The sequence below is a fragment of the Corynebacterium sp. MSK195 genome, assembly GCF_030228885.1.
GTDB lineage: Bacteria > Actinomycetota > Actinomycetes > Mycobacteriales > Mycobacteriaceae > Corynebacterium.
Genome location: NZ_JASPGT010000007.1, coordinates 16,097 through 28,506, shown reverse-complemented (window position 1 = coordinate 28,506; position 12,410 = coordinate 16,097). Strand labels below are relative to the sequence as shown.

The 12,410-nt window shown below is 62.0% G+C and carries 8 protein-coding genes; 5 read left to right on the top strand and 3 right to left on the bottom strand.

The window, feature by feature from the left end; translation table 11 throughout:
* Positions 1-29: 29 nt before the first annotated feature.
* The 4 genes from QP909_RS07995 (at position 30) to QP909_RS07980 (ending at position 5,426) form a co-directional block, all read left to right on the top strand.
* A complete protein-coding gene (locus QP909_RS07995; RefSeq protein ID WP_284766841.1) occupies positions 30-1,376 on the top strand; it encodes a Na+/H+ antiporter family protein in 1,347 nt (448 codons plus the stop codon).
* 86 nt (positions 1,377-1,462) lie between these two features.
* On the top strand, positions 1,463-3,100 hold the full coding sequence (gene pgi, locus QP909_RS07990; protein ID WP_284766840.1) for a glucose-6-phosphate isomerase: 1,638 nt from the start codon (positions 1,463-1,465) through the stop codon (positions 3,098-3,100).
* Between the two features lie 170 nt (positions 3,101-3,270).
* Entirely contained in the window at positions 3,271-4,437 is a 1,167-nt protein-coding gene (locus QP909_RS07985; protein WP_284766839.1) for a hypothetical protein, read from the top strand.
* The gene (locus tag QP909_RS07980; protein WP_284766838.1) at positions 4,422-5,426 is read left to right on the top strand and encodes an Imm51 family immunity protein; all 1,005 of its coding nucleotides are present in this window, start codon (positions 4,422-4,424) and stop codon (positions 5,424-5,426) included. The genes QP909_RS07985 and QP909_RS07980 overlap by 16 nt, the downstream gene beginning before the upstream one ends.
* 108 nt (positions 5,427-5,534) lie before the next feature.
* On the opposite strand, the gene QP909_RS07975 is transcribed toward QP909_RS07980, so the two are convergent.
* From QP909_RS07975 to QP909_RS07965, 3 genes are read right to left on the bottom strand one after another with little or no spacing between them, the layout of a single operon-like run.
* Positions 5,535-5,948 carry a YccF domain-containing protein gene (locus tag QP909_RS07975; RefSeq protein ID WP_086588638.1) on the bottom strand — a complete coding sequence of 138 codons (414 nt, stop codon included), beginning with the start codon at positions 5,946-5,948 and terminating at the stop codon, positions 5,535-5,537.
* Positions 5,949-5,972: 24 nt separating this feature from the next.
* On the bottom strand, positions 5,973-6,791 hold the full coding sequence (locus QP909_RS07970) for a DNA-formamidopyrimidine glycosylase family protein (RefSeq protein ID WP_284766837.1): 819 nt from the start codon (positions 6,789-6,791) through the stop codon (positions 5,973-5,975).
* 18 nt (positions 6,792-6,809) lie between these two features.
* Positions 6,810-11,609 (bottom strand): ATP-dependent helicase, encoded by a 4,800-nt coding sequence (locus tag QP909_RS07965; protein ID WP_284766836.1) that lies wholly within the window; start codon positions 11,607-11,609, stop codon positions 6,810-6,812.
* 35 nt (positions 11,610-11,644) lie between these two features.
* Between QP909_RS07965 and QP909_RS07960 the strand changes: the two genes are divergently transcribed.
* Positions 11,645-12,403 (top strand): 3'(2'),5'-bisphosphate nucleotidase CysQ, encoded by a 759-nt coding sequence (locus QP909_RS07960; RefSeq protein WP_284766835.1) that lies wholly within the window; start codon positions 11,645-11,647, stop codon positions 12,401-12,403.
* The last annotated feature ends 7 nt before the right edge of the window (positions 12,404-12,410 follow it).

Here is a 12,410-nt window from a genome sequence, read left to right as displayed (position 1 = left end):
GCCGATACTATGCAGTACCCTGAATTAGCATGAATGCAGTTCTCGTCGCCGTCATTGTCATGCTCGTGCTCGCCCTCCTGCGCGTGCATGTGGTGGTAGCGCTCTTCCTAGGCGCCATCGTCGGCGGGCTCCTGTCAGGCATGGGCCTCGATGCCACCATGGTCGCCTTCCAAGACGGCTTGGGCGGCGGCGCCAAGATTGCCCTGAGCTATGCCCTCTTGGGAGCTTTTGCCATGGGCGTGGCCTCGGCCGGGCTGCCCCAGGTTCTAGCTAATTTCCTCATCCGCAAGCTCGGCGGCAGCGGCGAAGCAGACCCCAAGGCCGCCCTGGCCACCAAGTGGATGCTCATCCTCGGGCTCATTGCCATGGCCGTGATGAGCCAGAACCTCATCCCGGTCCACATTGCCTTCATCCCGCTCATCATCCCGCCGCTGCTGACGGTAATGAATAAGCTGCGTCTGGACCGCCGGCTGATTACCACCTGCCTGACCTTCGGCCTTATCACGACCTACATGTTCATTCCGGTGGGCTTTGGCTCCATCTACTTAAATGACATCCTGCTCTTTAATATCCAGCAGGCGGGGCTTGATACCTCCGATATCAATATCATGCAGGTCATGGGCGTACCGGCGCTCGGCATGCTCGCCGGCCTACTCATCGCCATCTTCTTTAGCTACCGCAAGCCGCGCGACTATGAAAACTTGCCCATCACGGCTGAGGAGCACCAAGAGGCCCCCTCTGCTTATAAGGTGTGGGTTTCCGTCGTGGCCATCATTGCCACCTTTGCGGTGCAGATTGTCATGCAGACCCTCGACTTCGAGTCCGATGGCCTCATGGTCGGCGCGCTGACTGGCCTGGGCATTTTGCTGCTTACCGGCGCGGTGGATTGGAAGCACGCGGATGACGTCTTTACCAATGGCATGAAGATGATGGCGCTCATCGGCTTCATCATGATCACCGCCCAGGGCTTTGCCTCGGTCATGACGGCTACCGATGAGGTCGGCCCGCTGGTGGATGCCACCGCCAACCTCTTTGGCACCAATAAGGTCCTCTCCGCCGGCGCGATGCTGGTGGTGGGCCTCGTGGTCACTATGGGCATCGGTTCGTCCTTTTCCACCCTGCCCATTATTTCCGTTATCTATGTGCCGCTGTGCATGTCGTTGGGCTTTAGCCCCGCGGCCACCGTGGCGCTTATTGGCACTGCAGGCGCGCTTGGCGACGCCGGCTCTCCCGCCTCCGACTCCACCCTCGGCCCTACCGCGGGTCTCGGCGCGGACGGACAGCACGACCACATCCGCGACTCGGTCATTCCCACCTTCATCCACTTCAATATCCCACTGCTTATCGCCGGTTGGGTAGGCGCACTCATCCTCTAAGACGGCCCGACGCGGTGGCTCTTTCTGGACTACGGTGGGAGGGGTACACGTTGCCAATGCGCTAGTTGCCAGAAAGGCCTACCACCATGGATATCACCGCATCTGCCCAGTGGAGCGAGCTCGCGAAGGTATATGAGGAGAAGAAGGACCTCAACCTCCGCGAGCTTTTTGCCGCCGATGCAGACCGCGCCCGCAACTTCGCCTTCGACGCCGCCGGGCTGCACGTCGATCTGTCGAAGAACCTGATCGACGGGGACATCGTCAAGCAGCTGGTTGAGGTAGCCAAGGCCGCCGACCTTGAGGCCCGCCGCGATGCCATGTTCGCCGGCGAGCACATCAATAACACCGAGGATCGCGCCGTGCTGCATACCGCGCTGCGCATCCCGGTCGAAGATGACTTGAGCGTTGACGGCCAGGACGTCGCCGCCGATGTCCACGAGGTCTTGGGCCGCATGCGCGATTTTGCCACTGCGCTGCGCTCCGGCGCTTGGCTGGGGCACACCGGCCACACCATCAAAAAGGTGGTCAACATCGGCATCGGCGGCTCTGACCTTGGTCCGGCCATGGCGGCCAAGGCGCTGCGTTCCTACGAGGTCGCTGGCATCTCCGCCGAGTTCGTCTCCAACGTGGACCCGGCCGATATGGCTGCCACGCTCGATGGCCTCGATGCAGAATCCACCCTGTTTATCATCGCCTCCAAGACCTTTACCACCCAGGAGACGCTGACCAATGCGCACGCCGCGCGCCGCTGGCTCATCGAGCAGTTCGATGGTGACGAGTCCGCCGTGGCCAAGCACTTCGTCGCCGTATCCACCAATGCGGAGAAGGTAGCCGAGTTCGGCATCGACACCGAGAACATGTTCCCGTTCTGGAGCTGGGTCGGCGGCCGCTACTCCGTAGATTGCGCCATTGGCCTCTCCCTCATGTGCACCATCGGCCCGATGGACTTCATGCGCTTCCTCGAGGGCTTCCACGCCATGGACGAGCACTTCCGCACCACCCCCCTGGAAGAAAACGTCCCGGCGCTCATGGGCCTCCTCGGTGTCTGGTACACCAACTTCTTCGGCGCCCAAACCCACGCCGTGTTGCCTTACTCCCAGGACCTCGGCCGCTTCCCGGCATACCTGCAGCAGCTGACCATGGAATCCAACGGCAAGTCCGTGCGCCGCGATGGCACCGCGGTTACCGCCCCGTCCACCGGGGAAATCTACTGGGGCGAGCCGGGCACCAATGGCCAGCACGCCTTCTTCCAGCTCATGCACCAGGGCACCCGCCTCATCCCGGCGGACTTCATCGGCTTTGCCCGCCCGAAGCAGGACTTCCCCACCGCCGATGGCTCCGGCTCCATGCATGACCTGCTCATGGGCAACTTCTTTGCCCAGACCAAGGTGCTGGCCTTTGGCAAGACCGCAGAAGAAATCGCGGCCGAAGGCGTAGACGAGGCCGTCGTGCCGCACAAGGTCATGCCGGGCAACCGCCCGACCACCACCATCCTGGCTGAGGAGCTGACCCCCGCCGTGCTCGGCGCGCTCATCGCCCTCTACGAGCACATCGTGTTCACCCAAGGCGTTATCTGGGATATCAACTCCTTTGACCAGTGGGGCGTGGAGCTGGGCAAGCAGCAGGCTAATGACCTGGCGCCGGCTGTCTCCGGTAAGGAGGAGGCCGCATCCGGCGACCAATCCACCGACGAGCTCATCGGTTGGTACCGCAACCACCGCTAAGCACTGCTTGGCGACGTCCTCCCGGCCCACCGGGAGGATTTTTTCATACAGTATGCACAGGATGTTCACTCAATATCCACAGTCCATAATGAACGATGACTGTAGGCTCGATTGCACACAGGGCCCGTCCCGAGTGTCAACCAGATCGATTACTCCCGAAATGGAGAGAAATGCGTTTCGAGTCAAGTCCACCCCCTCAATTCTCTTTTTCGCAGGACGCCCATGCTCTTTTGGGAAACCTCTCGAATAGAACTTCTCACGAAATAACTTTTTATTTCAGCACCCCAGCAGATAACATCGTGCGCCATGTTGGCCAAGCAGAATTCATAGATCCTGCCCGGCCAACCACTATCGAAGAACTGGACGGTGTAATCGCGGAAATTGGTATCCAAAAAGTTATCAATCCGGATTCCTTTTATGACATCCCGCTGAAATTAGTTCCAAAAGAGTTTTGCGCAGAACTAGAAAAGGCCTCAATTCCCTTTTCAATGGTTGACGACGATAGAATCGTTCTCTACGAGCATTGGACTACGTTCTTCATCGAAGATGATGAAATAGTCAGCATTTCTTGGATGAACCGCGACTATTACTCATATCTCGATGTTATTGAGGTGGCATTTCCCAGCACAACTGATTCTAGTGAGTATCGCGCTAACTACAGTCCGAGCAGTTCATCTCGCTTAAGCGTTCCCCAAGGGACCGAAAAGACAGTAGTATCCCCAGTGCTACCGGTGGCTGGTGTCGATGAGAAAGTGTGGGACCTCACCAAACAAGTACTGCCTGACGCCCCAGCCCTTGGAATGGGTTGGCGCAAAGAGATCATACGCCGCTCGACTCCAGAACAGCTCAACCACATCATCCAACTACTTAAGCCCCTTGCGACTGCAAGTTTCGAAGACCCCGCAACGCGACAGTTTTTCGCCATCGCCATCAATCTCGGCGCCAACGACCTTGATGTAACCCCCATAGTCGATGAGGCCGAGCGCTACCAGGAGTCGACAGACCCAGATGTTCTAGACATGATCGACGATGACCAAGCGGGTCTTCTCGACGTCATCTGCCCATCAAATTTCAAACAGTTCAACCGCTATCTAAGCCTCAAGGGACCAGCACTCCTCGACAACCAAATTGAATTCCTGCGCAAAGCGGTAAGGAACGATGAATTTCGTATCGCACCAGAATTTCAATGGCTTTCTGCCTCCCGATTCGCCACTATCCCCGAATCGGCCTACGCCATATCTTTTATCGGGCACGAAGGTCGAATCCTATGGGATTCCGCGGAAGAAGAAGACCTTATAGAAACTCTCGAGGCGGAAAGAAAATGGCACTCAAATTAGTCTTCGATTCCCCTAAAGGCAGCCGTCCCAAAGCCGGACAGCTTTACCTGATGAAAACCACCCTCGGATACATCCCCGTCGGCGTAGTCTCCACAGAAGCATTCTTCGGCGCAGCCGCGATGATCCACCCTTATCGGGCAATTGTTTCTGATATCAAAGACACCACGTGGTACCCGCTTGTTGAAAAGAATGAATTACTTATTCCACCCCTTCAAATCATCAAAAGTGATTTCCGAAAGGGTGGCGATTTTTACCCAGTAAAAGACAAGAATTCGCCACATCCTGTCCCCTTTGATCGCTACTTTAACTACCGGTCGTCATTTCCATGGTCCCCAGAAGAACAAGCGTTCGTCCCAAGCTCAGAATCGCTACCGACAGACAAGCTCGGAACTTTTATTCCCAAGCAAGAAAGGCATATTGAATACACCCTTCATGACACCAATCCTCCCCAAGGCGGAACAGCTGACGAAGCTCCCGATGGGGCCTACTTCATGCCTGCGGGTCTACTCCAGGACCTTCATATTGAGTTCGCGCTAGAGGATGCGCTCTCCCACCACGGCCTGATCGACACCCCGCGGCCCACCCACCCCGACTTCAGCGACAATCAAGAACAGGAACAAGACACTATGACTGCTGAGACACCTCAAGAAGGCCAACCACTATTCCACCTCGCCGAGCTCGACGGCATGACTACCCTCTTCGCCGCCCCGGACGCCATGCCAGAAGAAGTCGTGAGCACCATAGTGAAAGCCGGACACAACCCCAACGGCTACTTCCTCGAAAACTTAGCCCAACAGCTACTGCTTGAATCCAATATCTCCACCGACGGCATCGAGTTTGACAGCGAAGCAGGCATGTTCAGCCTCATCGGCACTGCCGCCACCCTGCAACTACTCAAGAAGCAACTCACTGACTTGTTCAGCGACACACCCCAGCTGCAGCAAAAGCTCAAACAAGCCCAAGCGGCAGGCACAGACTTCGACGACTAAAAGCTCTTTGCCGACATACTGGCGGCATCGCCAGGTGCAGCACCGAGCCGCGTAAGCAGTCCTCGCCTGCTACTGCCTGCGCCACTGAAACGAACCCGTGAGCTGAAGCTAGAGTTTGACCATCGGCTCCCAGCCGAAGGGGATGTGATCAGAGTCCACAATCTTGCGGCCGAACGGGAAGCAGGTCACCGGGATCATCTTCAGGTTGGCCAGCGCGGCCGGAATGCCCACGATGGTCACTACCTGTGCCGCCGCGGTGGTTACGTGACCAATGGCCAGCCACAGGCCGGCGACGACGAACCAGACGACATTGGAGAAGGTGGACATGGAGCCGCTGCCCTTGACTGGCTGCACTACCGAACGGCCAAATGGCCACAGGGCGAAATTAGCCATGCGGAACGACGCCACGCCCGCGGGGATGGTGACGATGAAGATGCAGGCAATGATGCCAAAGAGGAAATAGGCAAGGGCTAGGAGGAACCCGCCGGTGATAAACCAAACGATGTTAAGAAAGGTACGCATGTCCCCCACACTAGCGCGGGAGTCTTAGTGCGCGGGGTGAAGTGGCTGACAATGTGGGCACCACCAGATGATGCGCTCGAGTTCGCCTTCATCGCCGCCGGCATCCACACCGCCGAGTGCGCCCTTGGTAATGAAGGTGCCGCAGCGGCGGCAGCGCTTGCGATTGCGCCCGAAGACATAGGTCGTCTCCCCGGCGCGGCGCACGCCGGTGGTCACGCGCACCGGGGAGGTGCGGTTGGCCCACATGATGCGCCGGGAAATATCGAGGATGCGGGCGGTATCGACCTCGGCTACTGGAGTGGCGGGGTGCACGCCGGCCAAGAAACAGGCCTCGGCACGGTATTCATTGCCGATGCCTGCAACGACCTTCTGATCGAGCAGCGCCGCGCCGATGGCGCGTTGGGGCCGGGAGTTGAGCCGGCACAGGGCTTCTTCACGGTCCCAGTGGGGGTCAAGAATATCCGGACCAAGGTGGGCGATGCGCTGGTGGTAGTGGTCGGCGGGATAGATATCCACGAAGCCAAGCTGGTGGCCAACGACCTCGATATCGCGCGGCGAGTTGGCCAGCTGCAGCACGATGCGGGCGGTGTGTCCGGGCTTGCGCCAGCGATCGCCTGCGTAGTGGATAGCCCAGGTGCCCTCCATCTTGAGGTGGGTGTGCACGATGGTCTGGTCGAATTGCATAAACAGGTGCTTGCCGTAGGGCCAGACGCGCTCGCACACCATGCCATCGAGGTGAACGGTGGCGTAGCGCGGCACGCGCACGGAGCAACCGGTGACCTCGCGGCCGGCCATAAACTGCAGTCGGTTGGATAGCTGCAGGACGGAATCGCCTTCGGGCATAACACCTCCTGTGGATCTTTAGCGGCGGTACCCGCCGCGCGGACGGAATCCACCATTATTGCGCGGAGCCGGCGGTGGATCATCAAAGCTGAGTTCTTCGATGGCCTCGGATGCCCGGCGGCCTGCGCGCGGGGTGCGCGGGGCGGCGGCGCGAGCGGAGATGCGCACGCTCTTAGGCGTAATTCCAGCACCGGCTTCGCGCAGGTGGGCGGCGGCATCGGTCTTATGAATGGGACTGCCATTGCACTTTTCGATAACCAACGGGGACAGCGCTCCCCTTGCCACCATATCCGTGAGCGCGCCTACCAGGCGGGGATATACCTCCGCCGGGTCGATACCACCCGGCAGCGATTCCAGGAAGGTGGTGAGGGTTTTGCCGCCGCGGGTGAGGTGGGCGATGGGCAGGCCGTCGATAAGCACTACCAGCGCACCGGCCGAACGGGTGGGCCCGCCGGTGGCCTTGCCGTCGGCGTCGTCGCGCTGCGGCCAGGGCAGAGCCGCACCGTATGGGTTGGCCGGATCGCAGGCGGCGAGGACATAAGTCTCGGGCTCGGTGGTGCCAGAGGGCCAGCCGGTCACGTCCGGGGAATCGGCTAGGCCGCGCAGGCGGTCGATAATGGCGGGCGTGGAAAATTGGGCGGCGCCGAGCCCGTCGATGACGTAGCCGCGCATGGCTTTGCCGGATTCCTCGAAGCCGGAGAGCACCTTATAGGCCAGCGCGAAACCGCCGAGCACGTCCTCGGCCACGACAGAGTCGCGGGTGAGTACGCCGTAGCGGTCGAGCCAGGCCTCGCCGTGGGCGACGGAGCGGGAGGTGGCATCGGTGGCGGCAGGTACCGCGAGCGACCACCGGCCCATGACATCGGGCGGAGTCTGCGCCGCCGTAGCGTTCTGCGCTTGGGCGAAGGAGGTGCGCCCCATGCGCAAACGGGAGCGGGTAGGCCGGCGCTTCGAGCGGTGCGCGGTGCGGCCTGAACGCGAGCCGCCGGATGACAGCCGGGTGCGTATCGGCGCGAAGGAATCGGGGCTTACCAGGCCCATCTCTACTAACCCCCAGAGGGCCTCGCGGGTCTCCTCGGTGGTACCGGGGGCCTCGGCGGCGATATCGGCAAAGAGGAAGCCACCGCCGCGGCCGAGGACATCGAGGATGGCGCGCTGCAGCATGCTTACCCCCTCGGCATCGGTTTCCGGGGCGAGCTGGGCGGCATAGTCCGAGGGCAGCAGCATGATCCAGGGGTCGGCCGCACCGGCCTTGCCGGCGCCTAGGATGAGCACCTCGCCATTGGAGGTGAGTTCATCGAGCATGGTGGGAGAATAATCGCCCACGCGGGCGGGCAGGATGAGCGATTCCCACGCAGAGGCGGGCAGGCGCACCCCGGCGAGCTGCTCGATGACGGAAAAGACGCCATCCGCCCCGCGCAGCGCGGGGCGCTTGCCGGCCGGGGCGATGCTATGCCACTCCGGCAAGAAGCGGGCGAAGGTAGCGCCCGAGACCGGCTCGGTGGCAGCCCTAGCTGCGGCGAGCGAGCGCGAGCGAATCGTCTTCAACACCGCTGCGGCGCAGTACTCCTGCTCCTCCACTCCCTGTCGGTAGCGGCCTTCTACTACCCCATCGAGCGTGCCAAGGACGGTGTGCGCGGCGGAGACGGAAATGCCGAAGGCTTCGGTGAGATCGCGCAGCACAAACGGTCCACGGGTGCGCGCCCAGCGCGAGACCAGCTGTGGCAGGGCATCGGAAATGGTGGCCACCTGGGCGGGGATGCCGGGAGGAATGGGGATACCCAGGGCGTCGCGAAGCAGGGGTGCGTCCTGGGCCTGGGCTAGGTGCTCGCGCCCGCCAATGCGCACGCGCATAATCCGGGTGCGCAGCTGGTCCAGGGCGGATACCGGCACGTCGGTGTGCTCGCCCAGCTCGTCGACGGGAACCGGCCCCAGCACGCGCAGCACGTCCGCCACCTCCTCGGTGGTACGAGCCCGGCGCGAGGGGTCGGTGCGCTGGAGCTGGGCGTGGACCTCGGCGATGATCTCCGGATCGAGCAGCTCACGCAGCTCTACCGTGCCCAGCAGCTTGGCTAATAGCGCTGGGTCGAGGGCTAGGGCGGCCGCGCGCTTTTCTGCCAGCGGGGAATCGCCCTCGTACATGAACGCGCCGGTGTAGTTAAATAGCAGCGAAGAGGCGAAGGGAGAAGGCTGCTCGGTGGTGACCTCCGCGATGCGGATGCGGCGGTGGCCCAGCTCCCGCATGACCTCCGTGAGCGCAGGAACGTCGTAGACGTCCTGGACGCACTCGCGCACCGTCTCCAGGATGATGGGAAAGGACGGGTACTTGCGGGCGACGTCCAAAAGCTGCTCGGCTCGCTGACGCTGCTGCCACAGCGGCGCACGCTTGCCGGGATTGCGCCTAGGCAAGAGCAGCGCGCGGGCCGCGCACTCGCGGAAGCGGGAGGCAAAGAGCGCGGAATTGCCCACTTGCTCGGCCACGATATCGGCAATCTCATCGGCATCGAAGGAAAAGATTGATCCATCGGGCTCGGATTCTGCCTCCGGCAGGCGCAGCACAATGCCGTCATCGCCGGCCACCGCCTGCGGGTCCATGCCGGTGCGCTCGCCCACTCGGGCGCCTAGCGCAAGTGCCCACGCGGAGTTCACCGGCCGGCCAAACGGGGTATGCAGCACCACACGCCAGTCCCCCAGCTCATCGCGGAAGCGCTCGAGCACCAATGTCTTTTCATCCGGGATGACACCGGTGGCCTCATTCTGCTCCTGCAGGTAAGCCACGATATTGGAGCGCGCATTATCGTCGGCGTCCGCGATTGTCTCCGGCGAGGAAAAGACCTCACGGCGATACTCACCTAGCGCCTTGCCCAACTCATAGGGGCGGCCCGCGCCATCACCATTCCAAAACGGCAGGCGCCCGGTATGCCCCGGTGCGGGCGTGACCAACACCTGGTCGCGCGTGATGTCTTCGATGCGCCAACTGGTAGCTCCCAAGGTGAACACATCGCCCACTCTGGACTCATAAACCATCTCTTCATCCAGCTCGCCCACCCGGCGCGGGGCGCCCGCGGAGCCCTCGCCCGAACCGGTATAGAGGAATACCCCAAACATGCCCCTATCCGGAATCGTGCCACCGCTGGTGACAGCTACCCGCTGGGCACCAGGCCGCGCGGTCATCACCCCCGCTACACGGTCATAGACTACGCGGGGCTTGAGCTCGGCAAAGTCCGTGGACGGGTACACGCCGCTGACCAGGTCCAGCACGGAGTCATAGACCTCGCGCGCCAAATCGCGGTAGGGCCAGGCCCGGCGGACCATCTCGTACCACTCATCGGCATCGAGCCCATCGTCCCCGGCCGCGGCCACGGCTGCCACCGTCTGCTGCGCCAGCACGTCCAGCGGGTTGCGCGGGGTATGCATTTCTTCAATGAGCCCGGCGCGCATGCGCGCTACCGTCAGCGTGGACTGCACCAGATCCGCGCGATGCTTGGGATAAAAGGAGCCGTGCGATACCGCGCCCACAAAGTGCCCGGCGCGGCCCACGCGCTGCAGGCCGGAGGCCACCGAGGGCGGCGATTCCACCTGCACCACCAGCTCCACGGCACCCATATCGATGCCCAGCTCCAGCGAGCTCGTGGCCACTACGGCCTTAAGTGTACCCTCTTTCAGCATCGTCTCTGTCATCGCGCGCTCGTCCTTGGACACCGAGCCGTGGTGGGCGCGGGCGATGACGGCCGGGGCCTTGCCTGCGACGTCGACCTGCTTCATCAGCTGGGCCGGGTCGCGCCGAGTCTCCGGCGAGAGCGATTCCGGATCGTGCTCGGCCGCATAGAGCTCATTGAGCCGGCTGGTCAGCCGCTCTGCCGTGCGGCGGGAGTTGACAAATACCAGCGTGGAGCGATGCGCCATGATTTCCGCATAGAGGTCATCCTCAATAAACGGCCAGATGGACTTGGCCGTGGGCAGCGCGGACTCATCCACAGAAGGAGAGCTGATGCCAATCGCATCATCCACCGTCATCTCCCCAATGGTGGAGCCTTGCTCCGGCGTGGGGAGATCGGACATATCCTCCACCGGCACATGCACGTCCAGCTGCCACTTCTTTTCCGCGGCTGGGGCCACGATCTCCACCGGCCGGTTGCCGCCCAAGAAATTCGATACCGCAGACAACGGCCGCACGGTGGCAGAAAGACCGATGCGCTGGAAGTCCCCTGCCAGCTGCTGCAGGCGCTCCAAAGTCAGCGCCAGGTGCACGCCGCGCTTGGTGCCGGCCAAGGCATGGATCTCATCGATAATGACGGTATCCACCGTCTTCAAAATCCCCGCTGCCTTGGAGGTCAGCATCAAATAGGCCGACTCCGGGGTGGTGCTCAAGATATCCGGCGGCTTGCGCACCTGGCGTGCACGCTCGGCAGACGGTGTATCGCCCGAGCGCACGCCTACTGATATATCAGGCACGTCCAGCCCTAGGTTTTCCGCGGTGCGCGCAATGCCGGTCAGCGGGGCGCGCAGGTTATTTTCCACGTCCACGCCCAGCGCCTTGAGCGGCGAAATATACAGCACCTTCACCCCGGCGGCGGAGCCAGCAGTTCCTGAGCCCACCGGCAGCGCCAGCTGGCCCTCGCGCTCGACCAAATTATTCAGCGCCCACAAGAACGCGGCGAGCGTCTTACCGGAGCCGGTAGGAGCCACCACAAGGGCGTGCTCACCGCGGGAAATCTTCTCCCAGGCCTGCGCCTGCACGGCGGTAGGAGCAGCAAATACATCCCTAAACCACTGCGCTACTTGGGGCCGGAAACGGTCGAGGATGTTTTCTGGCATGCCCACACTCTAGTCCGCGTTGTAATGTGGGCACCATGACCGTCGAGATTTCTGATTCCCGCCTGACCAATTCCCTCGCCCAGGGCTGCGGTGAGATCCTAAAGGGTGTGCGCAACGGGGGCCTGCTGCGGGGCCTTTCGCTTGGCGACGCCGGCGATGAAGCCGCCCAAGAATGGATCGCCCGCGTCCTCGCGCAGCACCGCCCCCAGGACGGCATGCTCTCTGAGGAAGCCGCCGATGACCTTGCCCGCTTGAAGAAGGACCGCGTGTGGATCGTGGACCCGCTCGACGGCACCAAAGAATTTGCCACCGGCCGCCAGGACTGGGCGGTACACATTGCCCTCGTTGAAAATGGCATCCCCATCCACGCGGCGGTGGGCCTGCCGGATCTCGGCGTTACCTTTAAGTCCTCGGACGTACGCGCGGTCACCGGCCCGCTGTCTAAGAAGTTCGTCATCTCCCGCAACCGCCCGCCCAAGGTAGCCGGCTACATCGCGGAGAAGATGGGCTATGAGACTGTGGGCGTCGGCTCCGCGGGCGCGAAGGCCATGCACGTGCTGCTTGGCGATTATGACGGTTATATCCACGCCGGCGGCCAGTACGAGTGGGATCAGGCCGCCCCAGTGGGCGTCGCCCAAGCCTCCGGCCTGCACTGCTGCCGCCTCGACGGCTCCGAGATTCGCTTCAATAATGAGGACACGTTCATCCCGGATATCCTCATCTGCCGCCCCGAGCTGAAGGATGAAATCTTGGAGCACGCCCAGGCCTTTGCCGCGGAGCACGGCGTATTCTAAACTAGTG